General features: G+C 72.5%; 20 protein-coding genes. 8 read left to right on the top strand and 12 right to left on the bottom strand.

Features of this window, described 5'->3' with window-relative positions; translation table 11 throughout:
* Positions 1–41 precede the first annotated feature (41 nt).
* Positions 42–1,544, top strand: a complete 1,503-nt coding sequence (locus GA0070562_RS17090) for an aldehyde dehydrogenase family protein (protein ID WP_091422680.1) — start codon at positions 42–44, stop codon at positions 1,542–1,544.
* A 9-nt stretch (positions 1,545–1,553) separates the two neighbouring features.
* Here the strand turns inward: GA0070562_RS17090 and nucS are convergent, their stop codons facing one another.
* Positions 1,554–2,213, bottom strand: coding sequence for an endonuclease NucS (gene nucS, locus GA0070562_RS17085; protein WP_091423301.1), 660 nt, complete (start codon positions 2,211–2,213; stop codon positions 1,554–1,556).
* Positions 2,214–2,284: 71 nt separating this feature from the next.
* Here nucS and GA0070562_RS17080 point away from each other — a divergent pair, with 71 nt between their 5' ends.
* Positions 2,285–2,902: a DUF4126 domain-containing protein gene (locus GA0070562_RS17080; RefSeq protein ID WP_091422677.1), complete on the top strand. Its 618-nt coding sequence runs from the start codon at positions 2,285–2,287 to the stop codon at positions 2,900–2,902.
* Positions 2,903–2,912: 10 nt separating this feature from the next.
* Here GA0070562_RS17080 and GA0070562_RS17075 read toward each other — a convergent pair whose 3' ends face one another.
* The 5 genes from GA0070562_RS17075 to GA0070562_RS17055 all read right to left on the bottom strand — a co-directional run bounded on the left by GA0070562_RS17075 (position 2,913) and on the right by GA0070562_RS17055 (position 8,727).
* Positions 2,913–3,209, bottom strand: a complete 297-nt coding sequence (locus GA0070562_RS17075) for a DUF1540 domain-containing protein (protein ID WP_091423298.1) — start codon at positions 3,207–3,209, stop codon at positions 2,913–2,915.
* Between the two features lie 52 nt (positions 3,210–3,261).
* Positions 3,262–5,274, bottom strand: a complete 2,013-nt coding sequence (locus GA0070562_RS17070; RefSeq protein ID WP_091422674.1) for a protein meaA — start codon at positions 5,272–5,274, stop codon at positions 3,262–3,264.
* Positions 5,275–5,375: 101 nt separating this feature from the next.
* The gene (locus GA0070562_RS17065) at positions 5,376–7,529 is read right to left on the bottom strand and encodes an FtsX-like permease family protein (protein ID WP_091422672.1); all 2,154 of its coding nucleotides are present in this window, start codon (positions 7,527–7,529) and stop codon (positions 5,376–5,378) included.
* A complete protein-coding gene (locus tag GA0070562_RS17060) occupies positions 7,526–8,206 on the bottom strand; it encodes an ABC transporter ATP-binding protein (protein WP_091422666.1) in 681 nt (226 codons plus the stop codon). The genes GA0070562_RS17065 and GA0070562_RS17060 overlap by 4 nt, the downstream gene beginning before the upstream one ends.
* A complete protein-coding gene (locus GA0070562_RS17055) occupies positions 8,203–8,727 on the bottom strand; it encodes a PadR family transcriptional regulator (protein WP_091422661.1) in 525 nt (174 codons plus the stop codon). The genes GA0070562_RS17060 and GA0070562_RS17055 overlap by 4 nt, the downstream gene beginning before the upstream one ends.
* An 86-nt stretch (positions 8,728–8,813) precedes the next feature.
* On the opposite strand from GA0070562_RS17055, the gene GA0070562_RS17050 reads away from it, so the two are divergent.
* Both GA0070562_RS17050 and GA0070562_RS17045 read left to right on the top strand, forming a co-directional pair.
* A complete protein-coding gene (locus GA0070562_RS17050) occupies positions 8,814–9,662 on the top strand; it encodes an ABC transporter ATP-binding protein (protein ID WP_091422658.1) in 849 nt (282 codons plus the stop codon).
* Positions 9,659–10,504, top strand: a complete 846-nt coding sequence (locus tag GA0070562_RS17045) for an ABC transporter permease (protein WP_091422655.1) — start codon at positions 9,659–9,661, stop codon at positions 10,502–10,504. The genes GA0070562_RS17050 and GA0070562_RS17045 overlap by 4 nt, the downstream gene beginning before the upstream one ends.
* Before the next feature lie 7 nt (positions 10,505–10,511).
* Here the strand turns inward: GA0070562_RS17045 and GA0070562_RS17040 are convergent, their stop codons facing one another.
* The gene (locus tag GA0070562_RS17040) at positions 10,512–11,405 is read right to left on the bottom strand and encodes an ArsR/SmtB family transcription factor (RefSeq protein ID WP_244255483.1); all 894 of its coding nucleotides are present in this window, start codon (positions 11,403–11,405) and stop codon (positions 10,512–10,514) included.
* Positions 11,406–11,523: 118 nt separating this feature from the next.
* Between GA0070562_RS17040 and GA0070562_RS17035 the strand changes: the two genes are divergently transcribed.
* Positions 11,524–12,735 (top strand): MFS transporter, encoded by a 1,212-nt coding sequence (locus GA0070562_RS17035; protein ID WP_091422649.1) that lies wholly within the window; start codon positions 11,524–11,526, stop codon positions 12,733–12,735.
* Positions 12,736–12,789: 54 nt separating this feature from the next.
* Positions 12,790–13,599, top strand: coding sequence for an alpha/beta hydrolase (locus GA0070562_RS17030; RefSeq protein WP_091422645.1), 810 nt, complete (start codon positions 12,790–12,792; stop codon positions 13,597–13,599).
* Positions 13,600–13,639: 40 nt separating this feature from the next.
* Here GA0070562_RS17030 and GA0070562_RS17025 read toward each other — a convergent pair whose 3' ends face one another.
* Positions 13,640–14,488 (bottom strand): 3-hydroxyacyl-CoA dehydrogenase family protein, encoded by an 849-nt coding sequence (locus GA0070562_RS17025; protein WP_091422640.1) that lies wholly within the window; start codon positions 14,486–14,488, stop codon positions 13,640–13,642.
* Between the two features lie 69 nt (positions 14,489–14,557).
* Positions 14,558–15,979, bottom strand: coding sequence for a UDP-N-acetylglucosamine 1-carboxyvinyltransferase (murA, locus tag GA0070562_RS17020; protein ID WP_091422636.1), 1,422 nt, complete (start codon positions 15,977–15,979; stop codon positions 14,558–14,560).
* Between murA and GA0070562_RS17015 the strand changes: the two genes are divergently transcribed.
* Both GA0070562_RS17015 and GA0070562_RS17010 read left to right on the top strand, forming a co-directional pair.
* Positions 15,978–16,550, top strand: coding sequence for a cob(I)yrinic acid a,c-diamide adenosyltransferase (locus GA0070562_RS17015; RefSeq protein WP_013475364.1), 573 nt, complete (start codon positions 15,978–15,980; stop codon positions 16,548–16,550). The genes murA and GA0070562_RS17015 overlap by 2 nt on opposite strands.
* Positions 16,526–16,942, top strand: a complete 417-nt coding sequence (locus GA0070562_RS17010) for a VOC family protein (protein ID WP_091422631.1) — start codon at positions 16,526–16,528, stop codon at positions 16,940–16,942. The genes GA0070562_RS17015 and GA0070562_RS17010 overlap by 25 nt, the downstream gene beginning before the upstream one ends.
* A gap of 47 nt (positions 16,943–16,989) precedes the next feature.
* On the opposite strand, the gene GA0070562_RS17005 is transcribed toward GA0070562_RS17010, so the two are convergent.
* From GA0070562_RS17005 to GA0070562_RS16995, 3 genes are all read right to left on the bottom strand, one after another.
* Positions 16,990–17,565: a hypothetical protein gene (locus tag GA0070562_RS17005; protein WP_091422628.1), complete on the bottom strand. Its 576-nt coding sequence runs from the start codon at positions 17,563–17,565 to the stop codon at positions 16,990–16,992.
* Between the two features lie 747 nt (positions 17,566–18,312).
* Positions 18,313–18,768: a DUF2550 domain-containing protein gene (locus GA0070562_RS17000; protein WP_091422625.1), complete on the bottom strand. Its 456-nt coding sequence runs from the start codon at positions 18,766–18,768 to the stop codon at positions 18,313–18,315.
* Positions 18,769–18,780: 12 nt separating this feature from the next.
* On the bottom strand, positions 18,781–19,059 hold the full coding sequence (locus GA0070562_RS16995) for a F0F1 ATP synthase subunit epsilon (RefSeq protein WP_047893558.1): 279 nt from the start codon (positions 19,057–19,059) through the stop codon (positions 18,781–18,783).
* Between the last annotated feature and the right edge of the window lie 67 nt (positions 19,060–19,126).

The raw sequence follows: 19,126 nt of genomic DNA, 5'->3' as shown, positions 1-19,126 counted from the left end.
GACACCTACCGGCGAGTAATCCTCGGGTCTAGACTTCGGCCATGACCGCTGTACATGTGCCGGGCGCCCCGCTCATCTCCGAGGGTCTGTTGGTGTCGACCAGCCCGGCCACCGGCGCCGAGGCGGGCCGATTCCCGCTGGCCGCCGAGGCGGACGTGCGTGCCGCCGTCGACCGCGCCCGGGAGGCCGGCGACTGGTGGGCCGGGCTCGGCTTCGCCGGCCGGCGGGACCGCCTCCAGCGCTGGCGCGGCGTGCTCGCCCGGCGGATCGAGGAACTGGCCGACCTGATGCACACCGAGGGCGGCAAGCCGGTCGGTGACGCGGTGGTGGAGATCCTCACCGCGCTGGAGCACATCGACTGGGCGGCCCGCAACGCCCGGCGGGTGCTCGGGCCGCGCCGGGTCCGCTCCCGCCTGATCCTGGCCGAGTTCACCGGTCACCTGGAATACCAGCCGTACGGCGTGGTCGGCGTGATCGGCCCGTGGAACTACCCGGTCTTCACCCCGATCGGCTCCGCCGCGTACGCGCTGGCGGCCGGCAACGCGGTGGTGTTCAAGCCGAGCGAGTACACCCCGGCGGTCGGTCAGTGGCTGGTCGACCGGTTCGCCGAGGTGGTGCCGGAGCAGCCGGTGTTCCAGGTGGTGCACGGGTTCGGCGCGGTCGGCGCGGCGCTGTGCCGCTCCGGGGTCGGCAAGGTGGCGTTCACCGGCTCGACAGCGACCGCGAAGCGGGTGATGGCCGCCTGCGCCGAGTCGCTCACGCCGGTGCTGCTGGAGGCCGGCGGCAAGGACGCGATGATCGTGGACACGGACGCCGACCTGGACGCCGCGGCGGAGGCGTGCGTGTGGGGCGGGCTGACCAACGCCGGCCAGACCTGCATCGGCATCGAGCGGGTCTACGCGGTCGACCAGGTCTTCGACGCGTTCGTGGAGAAGGTGGTGGCCAAGGCCGGGCGGCTCACGGTGGGCGCCGACGGTTCCGACCTCGGCCCGATCACCATGCCGTCGCAGATCGACGTCATCCGCCGGCACATCGATGACGCGATCGACCGGGGCGGCCGTGCGGTGCTCGGCGGCCCCGAGGCGGTCCAGCCGCCCTACGTGCACCCGACGGTGCTCGTGGACGTGCCGGAGGACTCGGCCGCCGTCCAGGAGGAGACGTTCGGCCCGACGCTCGTGGTCAACCGCGTCCGCGACGTGGACGAGGCGGTCGAGCGGGCCAACGCGCTGCCGTACGGGCTCGGGGGTTCGGTCTTCGGCCGGGCGCGGGCGGTGGCGGTGGCGCGGCGGCTGCGCTCCGGGATGGCCTCGGTCAACTCGGCGCTGACGTTCGCCGGCATGTCGACGCTGCCGTTCGGCGGCACGGGCGAGTCCGGCTTCGGCCGCATCCACGGCGAGGAGGGGCTGCGCGAGTTCGGCCGGCCCAAGTCGGTCACCCGCCGCCGGGCCCGGTCGCTGCTGCCGGCGATGACGTTCGAGCGCACCCCGGCCGACGTCGCCCGCATCGTCAAGATCGCCAAGCTGATGTACGGCCGGGGCCGCTGAGGCGACGCCTCAGAACAGCGTCAGCTCGTCGCGCTCGATGCCGCGCAGCTTGTCGTAGTCGACCACCACGCAGCGGATCCCGCGGTCGGTGGCGAGCACCCGGGCCTGCGGCTTGATCTCCTGCGCGGCGAACACGCCGCTGACCGGCGCGAGCAGCGGATCGCGGTTCATCAGCTCCAGGTAGCGGGTGAGCTGCTCCACGCCGTCGATCTCGCCGCGCCGCTTCACCTCGACCGCCACCGCGCCGCCGTTGGCGTCCCGGCAGAGCAGGTCGACCGGCCCGATCGCGGTCATGTACTCGCGCCGGACCAGCGTGTAGCCCTCCCCCAGCGTCGCCGGGTTCGCGGCGAGCAGTTCCTGGAGGTGCGCCTCGACGCCGTCCTTGCGCAGGCCCGGGTCCACGCCCAGCTCGTACGAGGTTTCCTGGAAGATCTCCTCCAGGGTGATGCGCAGTTCCTCGCCGGCCTTGTTCACCACCCGCCAGACGCCGGGCGCCTCCTCCAGCCGACAGGGCGGGCTCATCCAGTTCAACGGCTTGTAGGCCCGGTCGTCGGCGTGGATCGACACCGACCCGTCCGCCTTCACCATCAGCAACCGGGTCGCCGGGGGCAGGTGGGCCGAGAGCCGTCCGACATAGTCCACCGAGCACTTCGCAATGACCAACCGCACCCGCCGAGGGTAGCCGAGGCCCCGGCGGACGCCGACGAGCGCCACTGGCGTACCGGTGCCATATTGAGATCGTGCTCGAAGTCCTCACCGGTTCCGGTCTGGCCGCCTCGGCGGGCCTCAACGCCTACATCCCGCTTCTGCTGATGGGTCTGCTGTCCCGCTACACCGATCTGGTCGAGCTGCCGAGCGGTTGGCAGTGGCTCGGCAACGGCTGGGTGGTGCTGATCCTCGCGGTGCTGCTCGCGGTGGAGGTGGTGGCCGACAAGGTGCCTGTGGTCGACCACGTCAACGACGTGGTGCAGACGGTGGTCCGGCCGACCGCGGGCGGGCTCGCGTTCGGCGCGGGCGCCGGCTCGGAGACGGTCACCGTCAGCGACCCGGATACGTTCTTCTCCACGCACCAGTGGGTGCCGGTGGTGGTCGGCGTGCTCATCGCGCTCGGCGTGCACCTGCTCAAGGCCGCCGCCCGGCCGGTCATCAACGCCACCACCGCCGGTGTGGGCGCGCCGGTGGCCAGCACCGCCGAGGACGCGACGAGCGTGGTGATGTCGGTGGTGGCGCTGGTGCTGCCGGTGCTGGTGCTGGTGTTCGTGGTCGGCCTGGTGATCTTCGTGCCCTGGCTGTTCCGCCGCCGCCGGGAGCGGCGCCGGGAACGCGCCGCCGCCCGGGAGGCCGGTTTCCGCGTCTGACCGCGGCGGCTCAGCGGCTCTCGTAGGTCATGCAGTCGGCCAGGTCCATGTCCGGGCCGACGGTGATGGCCGGGGCGTGGCACTCCAGGTCGGCGTTGTGCCGGCAGTCCGCGCGCGAGCACGCACCGACCTGGGCTACGAGCTGGTCGATGCCACCGCGCACGGGCATCTCCACGAACGTGTGGCAGTGCGCGTGGTCGCTGCTGCCGATCGTGATGGCGAACGCGTGGCAGTCGTTCGTGTGGTTGTAGGCGCAGGACCGGACGGCGCACTCCTGGACCCGGGGCATCTCCAACGACGCGGTCATCATCTCGCCCTTCAGTGGGTGTCTTGCCCCGACTTTAGGCTTTGTGATGCTTTCAGCGTGCCGGATCCAGCGCGTTCGCCTCGCGGATCACGGTGACCAGTTCGTCGATGATGCCGGTGAGCGCGAAGTCCTTCGGCGTGAACACCCGGGCCACCCCGGCGGACCGCAGCGCCTCGGCGTCCGCGGCCGGGATGATCCCGCCCACCACCACCGGCAGGTCGCCCCGTCCGGCCGCGCGCAGCCCGTCCAGCACCGCCGGCACGGCGGCCAGGTGCGAGCCGGACAGCACGGAGAGGCCGACCAGGTCGACGTCCTCCTCCACGGCCGCCGCGACGATCTGCCCGGCGGTCAGCCGGATGCCCTGGTAGACCACCTCGAAACCGGCGTCGCGGGCGCGTACCGCGATCTGCTCCGCGCCGTTGGAGTGCCCGTCCAGCCCCGGCTTGCCGACCAGCAGCCGCAGCCGCCCGCTGCCCAGCTCCCGGGCGGTCGCGACGACCCGCTCGCGGACCCCGGCGAGGGTCGCGTCACCGGCCGTGCCGACCGCCCCGGCCAGGCCGGTCGGCGCGCGGTACTCGCCGTACACCTGGCGCAGCGCGCCCGCCCACTCGCCGGTGGTGACACCGGCCCGGACACATCCGAGCGTCGCCGGCATCAGGTTCGCCGTGGTGGCGGCATCCGCGCGCAGCCGGTCCAGCGCCGCCTCGACCGCCGCCGCGTCCCGGTCGGCCCGCCACCGGCGTACGCCGTCGGTGGCCGCCTCCTCGACAGCCGGGTCCACCTGCTCGATGGCCTCGGCGCCGGCCGCGGTCAGCGGCGACGGCTCGGTCTCGGTGAACCGGTTGACGCCGATCACCACGTCCGAGCCGGACTCCATCCGCCGGCGCCGGTCGGCGAGCGAGGCGACGAGCGCGCTCTTGAGGTAGCCGGTCTCGACGGCTGTGACCACGCCGCCCATCTCCAGCACCTTCTCCAGCTCGACCCGGGCGCCGGAGACGATCTCGTCGACCAGCGCGGTCATCACGTGCGAGCCGGCGAACAGGTCCGGGTACTCCAGCAGGTCCGACTCGTACGCCAGCACCTGCTGCATCCGCAGCGACCACTGCTGGTCCCACGGGCGGGGCAGGCCCAGCGCCTCGTTCCACGCGGGCAGCTGCACCGCCCGGGCACGTGCGTCGCGGGACAGCGTGACACCGAGCATCTCCAGCACGATCCGCTGGATGTTGTTCTCCGGCTGCGCCTCGGTCAGGCCCAGCGAGTTGACCTGGACGCCGTAGCGGAACCGGCGCTGCTTCGGGTTCTCCACGCCGTATCGGTCGCGGGTGATCTCGTCCCAGAGCGCGCCGAACGCGCGCATCTTGGCGATCTCCTCGACGAAGCGCACTCCGGCGTTGACGAAGAACGAGATCCGCTGGACCACGTCGCCCATCCGCTCGGGCGGCACCTGGCCGGAGTCGCGGACGGTGTCGAGCACGGCTACCGCGGTGGCGAGCGCGAAGCCGACCTCCTGCACCGGCGTCGCGCCCGCCTCCTGGAGGTGGTACGAGCAGATGTTCACCGGGTTCCACCGGGGCATCTCACGCAGCGTGTACGCGATCACGTCGGCGGTCAGCCGCAGCGACGCCGCGGGCGGGAAGATGTACGTCCCCCGGGACAGGTACTCCTTGATGATGTCGTTCTGCGTCGTGCCGGCGCAGCGGCTCAGCTCCGCGCCCTGCTCGGCGGCGACGGTGCCGTAGAGGCCGAGCAGCCACATCGCCGGGGCGTTGATGGTCATCGAGGTGTTCATCTCGGCGAGCGGGATGCCCTCGAACAGCGCCCGCATGTCGCCCAGGTGCGCCACCGGCACGCCGACCCGGCCCACCTCACCGGAGGCCAGCTCGTGGTCCGGGTCGTACCCGGTCTGGGTGGGCAGGTCGAAGGCGACCGACAGGCCGGTCTGCCCCTTCGCCAGGTTGCGGCGGAAGAGCGCGTTGGTGGCCGCGGCGGAGGAGTGCCCGGCGTACGTGCGCATCACCCACGGGCGGTCCCGCTCGGGCAGCCGTCCCGGCATCGCGTCGTCCATGGCCGGAGTTTAAGTTACCGTTCAGTAAAAGAGAGTGTGGAAAACCACACAACCCGATGCCCGCGCCGGTGGGCCGGCGTGCTGCCGGCCCACCGTACGGGTCACTCGCTGCGGGCGGTCTCCGGACCGGTGATCCGTTCCAGCAGCGGCAGGGTCGCGGCGATCACCGCGAGGCAGCCCAGTACGCCGAGGGCCATGACCGCCGCGAACCCGATCCCCGGTAGGCGCAGGTCGTAGCCCATCTGCGCGCGCAGGAACAGGTGCGCGGCGGCCAGTCCCATCCCGACCGCGACCACGGCGACGGTCAGCAGCGGCACCACGCTCTCCAGCGTCACCACGCGGCGCAGCAGCCGCACCGGGGCACCACTGAGCCGCAGCAGGCTGAACGGCCGCCTCCGTTCACTGAGACCGGCCGCCACCGCCACGGCCAGGCTGCATCCGGCGAGCGCGAGACCGGCCACCACGACGAGGTCGGCCAGCCGCTGCCAGCCCCGCATGGTGTCCGCGAAGTCGGCCTCGAAGTCGCCCGGCACGTTCGGGGCCACGAAGAAGGTGGGGAACGCGGCTTCGAGGACCGTCCGGGCCCGCTCCACCGCCACCGGGTCCTCCGCGTCGACCGCCACCGAATCAGCCGGGAGTCCCGCGAGGGCCACCGGGTCCACCGGGGACGACGGCCAGACCCGGTCGGCCGAGGCAGACTCCCGCCAGGGGATCAGGCCCGGCGGCACCTCGGCGACGCTCGCCCCGGCTGCGCACCGCCCGTAGGCGGGCGGGATGTCCGCGCAGGCGATCACTCCGGAGTCGCGGCCGTCACCGCGTACCGGGTTCTCCCGGACGAGCACCGGGTTGCGGACGCCGGGAACCGCCGCCAGATCGGCCAGCAGCGTGCCCGGCGCCGGGGCGTCGTCCGTCAGCACCATCGACAGCCGGCCGGCCTCCAGGGAACCCCGGGGCGCCGGACCGCGCTCGTACGCGATCGTCCCCATCACGCCCACGGCCACCGTCGTGACGAACAACGCGAGCATCACGCCGCTCACCGCCCGGAACCCGGCGGCCGGGTTGTCGGCGAGCCGGCGCGCGGCGATCAGCGCGGCCGGCCGGCTGGCCCGGGCTGCCATCGCCCGGGCGCCGACCATGGTCAACCACGGGCCGCCGGTGATCAGCCCCACCATGACCAGCAGCAGGGCGGGCAGGAACAGCGCCGTCTGGCCGTCCGACGTGGGCGGCCGGTACACCAGGGCGAAGCCCAGCCCGGCCAGGCCGAGCGCGAGCGGGATCAGCCGGTACATCCGGGGCGGCCGGGGCGTGACCCGGCGGCTGACACCGAGCGGGGAGATCCGGACCCGGCGCAGCGCGATCCAGGCCGCGGCCGCCGCGCCCGCCGGCACGCCGAGCGCCACCAGGAGGGCCTCCGGCGCACCGATGGCCATGTCGCCGGGGAAGAACGGCATGCCGGTGAACGGGATGCCGGCGAGCTGCCCGCGGAACGCGAAGAACGCCGCGAAGCCGGCCGCAGCGCCGGCCGCCGCCGCGAGCGCGGCCTCGACGGCGGCGACGACCGAGATCTGCCGGGGCGTGGCCCCGACCAGCCGCATGGCGGCGAACCGCTGCTCCCGGCGGGCGGCGCCGAGCCGGGTCGCCGTGCCGATGAAGACGAGTACGGGAAACAGCAGTCCGCCCGCGGCCACGCCGAGGATGAGGTCGATCGCCGCCCTCGGCAGCGGAGCCCGGTTGTCGTCGAGCCGGGTGACCTTCCTGACCTGGTCCAGCTTCCCGACCTGCTCCGGGGTGCCGCCGACCAGAACGAGCAGGGTGTCCGGCGAGGTGAGCGCCGCCGGCCCGACGACGCCGAGGTCCCGGCCCGGGTAGCGGTCGGCGAGCTGGTCGGCGGGGGTGGTGGCCAGCAGCTTCCGCAGCGCCGGGGAGGCGTAGTACTCGCCGGGCCCCGGCGCGCGGGGGACGCCGATCGGCGTGGGCGCGTCCGGACCGGTCGCGGCGACGTCGATGCGGAGGATCTGATCGCCCCGGAAGTAGTCGGTGCGGGTGGACCACAGCAGCGGGTCGGCGGACGCGTCGGCCGTCTCCTGCGGGTACATCGACGCGTAGCGGGTGAGCTGGGCGTCGGTGGCGTGCACACCGGCGAGCGTGGTGAGCAGCAGCCCGGTGCCGACCGCGACGGCGGCGGCGACGGCGACCAGCCGGAGCAGCGCCTCCCGGCCACCGGCGACGGCGAGCCGGAGCGCGAGCCCGATCACGAGGCGACCCCGGCAGGGGCGTTGACCCGGCCGTCCCGCACCATGACCTCCCGGTCGGCGTACGCGGCGATGCGCGCCTCGTGCGTCACCAGGACGACTGTGGTGCCCTTCTCGCGGGCGGCGTCCACCAGCAGCGTCATCACCTCCTCGCCGGTGAGCGAGTCGAGCGCGCCGGTGGGCTCGTCGGCGAACAGCACCCGGGGCTCGGCGACCAGGCCGCGAGCCAGCGCGACCCGCTGGGCCTGCCCGCCGGACAGTTCGCCGGAGCGGCGGTGCTCCATGCCGGCCAGGCCGAGCCGCTCGAACCAGCCCCGCGCGGCCCGCAGCGCCGGAGTGCGGCGGACACCGCGCAGCAGCAGCGGCAACGCCACGTTCTCCGCCGCGGTGAGTTCCGGCACGAGCTGACCGAACTGGAAGACGAAGCCGAAGCTGTCGCGGCGCAGCGCGCTGCGGTCGGCCTCGCCGAGCGTGTCGATCCGGGCACCGTCGAACCGGACCTCACCGGAGTCGGGGCGCAGGATGCCGGCCAGGCAGTGCAGCAACGTCGACTTGCCGGAGCCACTCGGTCCCATCACGGCGACGACCTCGCCGGCCCCCACGGCGAGGCTCGCGCCGCGCAGGGCGGGTGTCTCGCCGAACGCGTACGTGACGTCGCGTGCCTCGATCATCGGGCTCATGGCCGTACCGCCTTTCTCAGGGCGTCCAGCCGGGCGCCCGTCGTCTCGATCCACCGCAGGTCCGCCTCGAGGTGGTAGAGGCCGTGGTCGGCCAGCATCACGTCGACGAGTTCGCCGCTGCGTTTGATCTCCGTGAGTTCGCGCATCCGGCGCAGGTGCGCGGCACGCTGGGTGTCCAGGTACTCCTCGGCCGGGCGGTCGAGCATCAGCGCGAGCACGACCTTGGTGAACAACAGCGTCTGCAGGTGTGGTTCCGGCTCGACCGGCTCGGTCAGCCAGTGCTCCACCTCGGTGGCGCCCACGTCGGTGATGACGTAGCGCTTGCGGTCCGGCCCGGCCCCGGGAGCGACGTCGCCGACCACCACCTTGCCGTCGCGGGCCAGCCGGCTCAGCGTCGAGTAGACCTGCCCGTACGGCAGCGGCTTGCCGCGCCCGAAGAAGGTGTCGTAGTCGCGCTTGAGGTCGTAGCCGTGGCTCGGTTCGCGTTCGAGCAGCCCGAGCAGGGTCAGGGGAACCGTCATGACCAGAGACTACACCGAGTGTATACCTCGCGTATATAGCCGACCCGGCAGTGGAACGGGCGACCGCACGACGCACACTTGACGCCATGGAGAACGAGCTCGCGATTTCCGTGCGAGGACTGCGCAAGGCGTACGGCGACAACGTCGCCGTCGCCTCGGTGGACCTGGACGTCCGCCGGGGCGAGGTGTTCGCCCTGCTCGGCCCGAACGGCGCCGGCAAGACCACGACGGTCGAGATCCTGGAGGGCTACCGGCAGCGCGACGCCGGCGAGGTACGCGTGCTCGGCGCCGACCCCGCCCACCCCGACGCCGGCTGGCGCTCGCGCGTCGGCATCGTGCTCCAGGGCACCGGTGAGTTCGACGAGCTCAGCGTCATCGAGGTGGTCCGCCACTTCTCCGGCTTCTACCCGGGCGCCGACGACCCGGACAAGGTGGTCGAGCGGGTCGGGCTGGGCGCCAAGGCCAAGGCGCGTACGCACACCCTCTCCGGCGGGCAGAAGCGCCGCCTGGATGTGGCGCTGGGCATCGTCGGCCGCCCCGAGCTGCTCTTCCTCGACGAGCCGACCACCGGCTTCGACCCGGAGGCCCGGCGCGAGTTCTGGGAGCTGATCCGGGACCTGTCCGCCGCCGGCACCACGATCGTGCTCACCACCCACTACCTGGACGAGGCCGAGGCGCTCGCCGACCGGGTCGGCGTGATCGCCGCCGGGCGGGTGATCGAGGTCGCGCCGCCGAACGCGCTGGGCAACCGGCAGGAGTCGCTGGCGACCGTCTCCTGGCGTACCCCCGACGGGACGCCGGCCTCGGCGGAGACCGCGACGCCGACGGCGCTGGTGGCCGACCTGGCCGCGCGCTTCGGCGGCGAGGTGCCCGGCCTCACCGTGACCCGGCCGACCCTGGAAGACGTCTACCTGCGGATGATCGGACACTCATGACCACCACGACGAAGCCGGCGGCCCCGGTCGTCGCCACCTCGGCCCGGCGGCCCGGCGCCGGCGCGCTGGCGCTGCGTCAGGGACGGCTGGAGATCACCCAGTTCCTGCGCAGCCGGGAGTCCGTCGTGTTCACGATGGGCTTCCCGATCATCATGATCCTGATCTTCGCGGCGATCTTCAGCGACGAGATCGCTCCGGGGGTCAGCTACACGCAGTACTTCATCACCGGCATGATCGCGACCGGCCTGATGACTGTGAGCTTCCAGAACCTCGGCATCTGGATCCCGATCGAGCGGGACCGCGGCGTGCTCAAACGCTACCGCGGCACGCCGATGCCGAAGTGGGTCTGGTTCGCCGGCAAGGTGATCATGGTGGTGGTCATCGGCATCGCCGAGACCGTGCTGCTGCTCGCCGTCTCGGTGGCGATGTTCGACCTGGACCTGCCGCAGACCACCGCCAAGTGGCTGACGTTCGGCTGGGTCTCCGTGCTCGGCATCACCGCCTGCACGCTGTGCGGCATCGCCATCTCGTCCCTGGCCCGCACCGCCCGCAGCGGCTCGGCCGTGGTCACCCCGGTCGCGCTCGTGCTCCAGTTCATCTCCGGCGTGTTCTTCGTCTTCACCAGCCTGCCCACCTGGATGCAGCAGGTCGCGGCGATCTTCCCGCTCAAGTGGATGTGCCAGGGGCTGCGCTCGGTCTTCCTGCCGGACAGCTTCGGCGCCCGCGAGCCGGGCGGCTCGTTCGAGCTGGGCACCGTCGCGCTGGTGCTCGGCGCGTGGTGCGTCATCGGCCTGGTGCTCTGCCTGACCACGTTCCGCTGGACCACCAAGCGCGACGGCTGATCACCGCTCATTCGCCGTCGACGAGTGCGGTGCCCAGCGGCGTACGCCAGTAGAGCACCTCGCGCCCGGACCGCCGCTTGGCGACCGCGCCCGCGTCGAGCAGCACCCGCAGGTGGTCGCTGACCGTGCCCAGGGACAGCCCGGTCACCACCACGAGCTGCGAGGTGCTCAGCGGCGCCTCCAGCCGGGCCAGGATGCCGGCCCGGTTCGCGCCGATCAGCCGGGCCAGGCCGCCGGGCGCCGGTGAGGTGGGGTCGACCAGGATCCCGCGCGCCGGATAGACCATCCCGAACCGGGCCGGCGCGTCCCAGACCACCCAGCCGCGGCGGCAGTGGGCCGGCAGGAAGACCAGTTGCTCGGCCGCGTGCAGCGACAGCGGCGGCTCCGGGTAGTCGTTGACCTGGAGGCGGCCGTCGCCCAGCCACCGAACGTTGCGGTTGATGTCGACGATCGCCCCGGCCAGGCCGCGGGTGCTCAGGGCGGCGGTACGGGCCACGATGTCCGCCCGCAGCCGGCGTTCCCGCTCCGGCCACTCCGGCGCGACGGTGTGCGTCCAGATCCAGTCGAGCAGTTCCACGACCTGCCCGGTGAGCCCGTCCGCGAGCAGTTCGGCCGCCAGCGGGCCCGGCCGGGTGGCACGCAGATCGGCCCGGATCCGCTCGTCGGACAACCGCTCGACGGCCGTCAGTTCCCCGGCGAACGTCGGGTCCGCCGAGGCGGGCGCGATGGTGAGGAAGTCCGCTACCCACCGAAGGCCGAACGACGCCTCCACCAGCGCCCGGACCACCGGTCGGGCAGCAAGCATCTCCCGGAACGCGTCGACGTGCGGCCGTCGCCAGGCCTGCTCCCAGGGGACCTTCGGATGGCGCAGCGCCTTCAGCGCGCCGACGGTCTCGGCCATCGGCGACACCGTGAAACGACTCCGCGCGACCAGGTCGGACGGCACCTGCCAGACGCCCACGTTTCGCCTCCAGACGTAAGTCTATGGATTCCGCCGACGACCAGCCGACCATGCCCGGGTGAGAACGTACGCAGAACTGTTCGCGGTCCGGGAGTTCCGCAACCTGTTCCTGGCCAACTGCGCCGGGATCGCCGCACACACCACGTCGGCGCTGGCCCTGGGCGCGCTGACCTACGCGTCGACCGGCTCGGCGCTGCTCACCGCGCTGAGCATGTTCGGGGCGCCGCTGGCCGGAGTCCTCGGCAGCCTGACGCTGCTGTCCGCCGCGGACAGCGTGCCGCCGCGCCGGGCGATGGCCTTCGCCGCCCTGCTCGCCACCGTCGGCGCGGCGCTCCAGGCGGTGCCCGGACTGCCGCTGTGGGCCCGCTTCGCGATCATCTTCGGCAACGCGTACGTGGGCTCGGTCGCCGCCGGCGCCAAGTGGGCGCTGCTCACCGACATCGTGCCGGTGAACGCCTACGTGCTGGCCCGGGCCACGATGAACACGAGCGTCGGCGTCATGCAGATCGCCGGATTCGGGCTGGCCGGCGTCCTGCTGGTGTGGCTGAGCCCGTACCAGGTGTTCCTGCTGGCGCTGGTCCTGCGGGCGGTGTCCGCCGCGGTGGGATGGTTCGGGCTCACCGAGCGTCCGGCCCGGACCAGCGAGCGGGTGACGGTTACCCGCACGCTGCGCGTGAACCGGGTGCTCTGGGCCGACCCCGGCCGCCGGTCTCTCCTGCTCAACCTCTGGGTGCCGGGCGGCCTGATCGTCGGCTGCGAGGCGCTGTTCGTCCCGTACGCCGCCGACCGCGCCGGCTTCCTGCTCGCCGCCGCCGCACTCGGCATGCTGGCCGGGGACGTGGTGGTGGGGCGGTTCCTGTCCCCCGCCCTCCGCGAGAGGTGGATCCATCCGCTGCGGGTGCTGCTCCCCCTGCCGTACCTGCTGATCCTGCTGTCGCCGCCGCTGCCGGTGGCCATGGCCGTCGCGCTCGTCGCGTCGGTCGGCTACGCCTCCACCCTGCCGATGCAGGAACGGCTGATCGCCCACTCGCCGCCCGAGGCCCGGGGCCAGGTGCTCGGCCTGCACGGCAACGGCATGCTCGCCGCGCAGGCGGTGTGCGCCGCGCTCGCCGGGGCGCTCGCCGACCTGGTCACGCCGTCGCGCGCCGTCGCGCTGCTCGCCGCCGTGGCCCTGGCCGCCACCGTCGTGCTCACCCCCGGCCTGCGCCGGACCGCGCCGGGCACCGGTGAGCCGGACAGCAGGCCCGCGGCGGCCGTCCCGGCACCGTGAAGGAGAGGTCGCGCGGCTCCCCCGCGACGCGTACCGGATGGCACACTCGCCGGCATGGCACACACGCTGACCCGGCGGACGGTGCTCACCGCCGCCGCCGGGACCGCCGGGGTCGGCCTGGTCGGCGGTCTGGCCGCCCGGCAACTGGCCGGCCCCCGCCCGGGACCGGCCCCGGCCCTGCCGGACGCGCCGCCCGGCGACGAGCGGCTCATCCGCATCGCGTCCGCCGCGCGCGGCCGCGAGGTGGACTTCTGGACCGCGGTGCCCGAGGGGTACGGCGACGGCCGCGGCCTGCCCGTCTGCCTGGTGCTGCACGGCGCGTCGGCCACCCCGCGCGACTACGGCCGGTTCGGGCTGGCCCGCTTCCTCACCGACGCGGTACGCCGGGGCGCCCCGCCGTTCGCGCTCGCGGGCGCCGCCGGCGGGCGGCTGTCCTGGCGCGCGGCCGGTGACGACGACCCGCAGCGGATGGTGCGCGAGGAGGTACCCACCTGGTGTGCCCGGCGCGGGTTCGACAGCAGCCGGCTGGCCGTGTGGGGCTGGTCGATGGGGGGCTTCGGCGCGTTGCTGCTGGCCGAGACGTACCCGAAGTGGCTGCGGATGGCGGCGGCCTTCTCCCCCGCGGTGAGCCCCGGCGACGCGGTCTTCACCGGCGTGAAGAAGCTGCGCGGAACCCCGGTCGGGCTCTGGTGCGGCCGGCAGGACAACTTCCTCTCCGACGTCCGCGCGCTGGCCCGGGCGCTGCCCGAGGAGCCGGTACGCGCCGCCTGGGCCGACGGGCGGCACAACTTCGGCTACTGGGGCACGGTCATCCCGGACGCGTTCGCGCTGATCGGCACCGCGCTCAGCCCGCCCCGGACGTGAACCGCCCCCGGCCGTGCGGGCCGGGGGCGGGACGGGCCGGTCAGTACGAGTAGAAGCCCTGGCCGGTCTTGCGGCCCAGGTCACCGGCGGTGGCCATGCGCTGGAGCAGCTCCGGCGGGAAGAACTTCTCGTCGGCGGTGTCGGTGTAGATGTTGCGCGTGGCGTTGAGCAGCACGTCCACGCCGGTCAGGTCGACCGTCGCGAGCGGGCCCATGGCGTGGCCGAAGCCCAGCTTGCAGGCGGTGTCCAGGTCCTCGGCGGAGATCACGCCGGACTCCACGAGCTTGACCGCCTCCATCGCCAGCGCGCAGATCAGCCGGGTGGTGACGAAACCGGCGATGTCCCGGTTGACCACCACAACGGTCTTGCCGATCTCCTCGGCGAACGACTTGACGGTGTCCATCGTCGCGTCGCTGGTCTTGTAGCCGCGTACCAGCTCGCAGAGCTTCATCATCGGCACCGGCGAGAAGAAGTGCGTGCCGACGACCGACTCCGGGCGCTCGGTGGCGGTGGCGATCTGGGTCACCGGGATGGCCGACGTGTTGGTGGCGAGCACCGCGTCCGCCTTGCAGATCTTGTCGAGCGCGCGGAACACCTCGTGCTTGATCTCGATCTTCTCGAAGACCGCCTCGACCACGATGTCCGCGTCGGCGGCGGCCTCCAGCTCGGTGGTCGGGGTGATCCGGGCCAGCGTCGCCTCGACGTCGGACGCCTCGATCTTGCCCTTCTCGGCGAACTTCGTCAGCGACTTCCGGATGCCGTCCACGCCGCGCTTCGTGGCCGCGTCGTCGATGTCGCGCAGCGTCACCTGCCAGCCCGCCTGCGCCGCCACCTGGGCGATGCCCGAGCCCATCAGCCCGGCACCGACGACCGCGAGTCGACCCGCCATCTGCTTCTCCCTCGCCGTGTTCTGCAACGTCTGGGAGAACCCTACTTAACGAGGGATAAGCCCCGGCCGTCAGATGGCCAGGTCCGGCTCCTCCGGCGCGGTGCCACGCTCCACCTCGACGCCGAGCGCGCGCAGGTCGGCCACGAAGTCCGGGTAGCCCCGGTCGACGTGGTGCACGTGCGAGACCTCGGTGAGCCCGTCGGCGCAGAGCCCGGCGATGATCAGGCCGGCGCCGGCCCGGATGTCGGTGGCGCGTACCGGGGCGCCGGACAGCCGCTCCCGGCCGCACACCAGGGCGTGGTGACCATCGGTACGGATCTCCGCGCCCAGCCGCATCATCTCGTTGGCGAACATGAACCGGCCGTCGAAGATGTTCTCGGTGATCAGTGAGCCGCCCTCGCTGACCGCCGCCAGCCCGATCGCCATCGGCAGCAGGTCGGTGGCGAAGCCCGGGTAGGGCAGCGTGACCACGTCGACCGCCCGGGGGCGGTCGTCCATGCGTACCCGGAAGGCGTCGCCCCGGGTCTCCACCAGGCCGCCGGCCGCGACCAGCTTGTCCAGCGCGACCTCCAGGTACGCCGGATCCAGGCCGGTCACCGTCACGTCCCCGCGGGTCATCGCGGCGGCGAACGCCCAGGTGCCGGCGACGATCCGGTCCCCCACCGTGGCGTGCCGGACCGGCCGCAGCTCGGGTACGCCGACGATGTGCAGCGTCGACGTGCCGGCCCCTTCGATCCGCGCGCCCATCCGGGTCAGCATGGTGCAGATGTCGACGATCTCCGGCTCCCGGGCCGCGTTGTCGATCGTCGTGGCGCCCCGGGCCAGCACCGCCGCCATGACCAGGTTCTCGGTCGCGCCCACGCTCGGGAAGTCCAGCACGATGTCGGCGCCGTGCAGCCCGTCCGGCGCCTCGGCGATGACGAAGCCGTGCTCACCGGAGATCTCCGCGCCCATCCGGGCCAGCCCGGCGATGTGCATGTCCAGCCCGCGCGAGCCGATGGCGTCGCCGCCGGGGTGGGCCACCCGGACGTACCCCCGGCGGGCCAGCAGCGGGCCGAGCACGCAGATCGACGCGCGCAGCCGGCGAACCAGGTCGTAGTCGGCCTCCGCGCCCGGCCGCTCCGGCACGTCGATGAGCACCGAACGGGACCGCTCCACACCGCCGTGGGCCACCATCGGGTCGACCGGGTCGTCCGGGCCGAACCGTACGCCGCAGCCGAGCCGCCGCAGCACCTCGCCCATGATCGCGATGTCGGTGATCCGGGGCACGTTGGTGATCAGGCTGCGGCCGGGCGCGAGCAGCGCGGCGGCCATCAGTTTCAGCGCGGAGTTCTTCGCACCCACCACGTGCACGGTGCCGTCGAGCCGGGCGTCACCGCGTACCCGGATGACGTCGACGTCGTTGAGCGCCGGATCTCCCGCGTCACCCGGCCCCACCGGACTCGGCCGGGCCGGGATCGTCAGTTCCGGTATCCGTAGGCTGTGCGTCATGGCCGTCCACCTCACGCGCATCTACACCAAGGCCGGCGACGCCGGCATGACCAGGCTGAGCAACAACGAGCAGGTGCCGAAGACCGATCCGCGCATCGCCGCGTACGCGGACGTGGACGAGTGCAACGCCTCGATTGGCGTCGCGCTCGCTCTGGGGCAGCTCTCGGACGAGCTGCGGGCCGTACTGGAGTCCGTGCAGAACGACATGTTCGACGTCGGTGCGGACCTGGCGACACCGGTCGAGCCGGACCCGAAGTACCCGCCGCTGCGGGTGACCGAGGAGTACGTCGAGCGCCTCGAGGGCTGGTGCGACGAGTACAACGCGCGCCTGAGCAAGCTCGACTCCTTCATCCTCCCCGGCGGCACCGCGGGCGCGGCACTGCTGCACGTGGCACGGACGACCGCCCGGCGCGCCGAGCGTGCGGCATGGGCGCTGGTCGCACACGACCCCGATCGGACCAGTCCCCTCCCGGCAAAGTATCTCAACCGGCTCTCCGATTTGCTCTTTATCCTCTCGAGAACGGCAAATCCGGACGGCGACGTGCTATGGGTACCGGGCGGGAAGCGCTGACCATCGGCGGCCTCCATCACGTGGAGGTGTGGGTACCCGACCTGGCGGCGGCCAGTCGTTCCTGGGGCTGGCTTCTCGGCGAGCTGGGCTGGACGCTTTACCAGGACTGGCCCGCCGGCCGGTCCTGGCGGCTCGGCGCGACGTACATCGTGCTGGAGGAGTCACCGGCGCTCACCGGCCGCACCCACGACAGGTGCGCGCCCGGCCTGAACCACCTGGCCTTCCACGTCGGCCCGCCGGCCGCCGTCGAGCGCCTGGTCACTGCCGCCGGAGAGTACGGCTGGACGCTGCTGTTCCCGGACCGGCACCCGCACGCGGGCGGACCGGACAGCTACGCCGCCTACCTCACCGACGGGCAGGGGTACGAGGTCGAACTGGTCGCGCAGACGTGAAAGGGCCGGCACCCCGGGTTCGGGGTGCCGGCCTTCACGCGTGTGTCTTACTTGTTCCAGTGCTGGGCGACGAGGTCGGCGGCCTGCTGCTCCCACTGGGCGTAGTGGTCCGGGTAAGCGGACACCTGGACGGTCTGGGCGGCCTTGGTCAGCGGCATGTCCTGCCAGCCGTCGACCTGCTTCAGACCCTTCAGAAACGCCGTGGTCGAGTACTCGGGGTCGGTGATCTGCTCCACCGTGCCCCACCCGCTGGACGGACGCTGCTGGAACAGGCCCTGCGAGTCGTGGTCGTTGCGGTCGCCGAGGTGGCCGAGGTTCTCCAGCTTCGACTCCTGCAACGCCGTCGCGATCGACACGACCGCGGCACGCTCGTCCATGCCCGCCTTCTTCGTCGCCGCGATGATCGCCTTCACATTCTTGGTCTGCTCGTCGTCGAGGTCGATACGCGACTGGGCGCCCTGCACACCATGCGGGATCAGCTTGTCACCCTGCACCGTCACAGACACCGGCTTCGCATGCGTGGTGGTCTCCGCCGCGTGAGCGGCGACCGGACCGGCGAACACACCACCGGTGAAAGCCAGACCAGCAACACCCAGAATGCTCTTCCGCAGAATCGTGTTCATCAGAAATGCTCCATTCGGGGGTCGACGCACCCGGGGGACGGGATGCGCGGGCACCGTCAGGCGCTCAAAGTCTTGAGGGATCCGGCTGCCCGCGGGGCAGGGGGGCCACGTCGCGGCGCCGGAAGCATGTCCAACGACCCACCACCCGCCACCATTCCCGAGGGGGCGGCGCGGGGTTCACGTCGTCGGAACCGTGTTCAACGACCAGCCCACCGGGATCATTCCCCGCGGCTCACGTCGCCAGAACCGAACTCAACGACCGACAGCCCGGGGCTGTTCCCGCAGGCAACGCGGCCTCTTGCGGGGCTCGGCCGGTGCTCGGTCGTTCACCCGGTTACAACGCCACCCACCCGCCGACGATTCCACCGTCAGAGTGCCGCCCACCACCCCCGAACCGGACACCCCACCTCCCTGCGCCGTCGATCATGAGGTTGACGGCGACAAAACGGACACCAAACGCCGCCAACCTCATGATCGACCCACCCAGGGCAGGGCTGGCCGAGGGGGCGGGAGGGGGAGCGGGCACTCGGGGGCATCCGCGATCTTGCGATTTGAGGCCGCCGGGTGCCCTGTTTGCACGGTTTGCGGGGTACCGAAGTGCAAGATCGCGGACGCCCGCCAGGGACGGTTCGGCGGTCTTGGAGTTGTGGTGCCTCGCGAAGGGCGCGAAGCGGGCATCCTGGGCGCCAGAAGCCCAAGATCGGCGGCAGCTAAGGCCTCACCGCGACCCGGTGACGGGGGCGGGAGTCAGGCGGCGGGCCAGTCCTGGGAGGCCAGACGCGGCGAGACCGCCCCGGGTGGGGCGGCCTCGAGCCAGGACAGGAATCCGGTAACGGTGGATCGCGCCATGGCGATCTCGATCGGCGCGTGGTGGCTGGTACAGCGCAGGATCACCCACTCGGCGGGCATGGACATGCGCTCCTGCGCCTCGGGCAGCCGACGGCGCTCGACCGCCAGCCCCTTACGCGAGAGCACCCGCTTGGGGCGCAGCGCGAAGCTGAACATGCGATACCAGCGGAGCTCGTCGCCCACGAAGCGACCGAACCCGGGTGACCAGCCACGACCGTCGAGGATCGTGTTGACCCGGACGCTGAGCCGGATGATGCCACCGCTACGCGTGAACAGGGCCCGCCGGATGAAGAGGATCAGAAGCGCGACGACGACGATCGCGACGCCGATTCCGATCCCTTCGACGATCTCCATCGGCGGGTCGGCTCAGCGGGCCGGGGTGGCGGGGGTTGCGCTCTCGGCGAGGACAGTGACGCCCTCGCCGGTCACCGACAGGAAGCCGCCGGCCACGTCGTACGCGACCTGCTGGCCCCCGGCCTGCTTGATGCGTACCTGGCTGGGTTCGGCGAGCTGGCCGAGCAGAGGTGCGTGCCCCGGCAGCACACCGAGCTCACCCTCGGTCGTCCGGGCGACGACCATCTCGGCCTCGCCGGTCCAGACCTTCTCCTCGACGGCTACGAGCTCGACGTGAAGCTGTTGTGCCACGCTGTCTCCTTGCTGCGGCGGCGGATTGCCGAAAGTCTAGTCGCGCCCCCGCAGCCCACCCAACGCG

The organism is Micromonospora tulbaghiae, assembly GCF_900091605.1.
Classification (GTDB): domain Bacteria; phylum Actinomycetota; class Actinomycetes; order Mycobacteriales; family Micromonosporaceae; genus Micromonospora; species Micromonospora tulbaghiae.
This window is presented reverse-complemented; position numbering and strand designations above follow the sequence as displayed.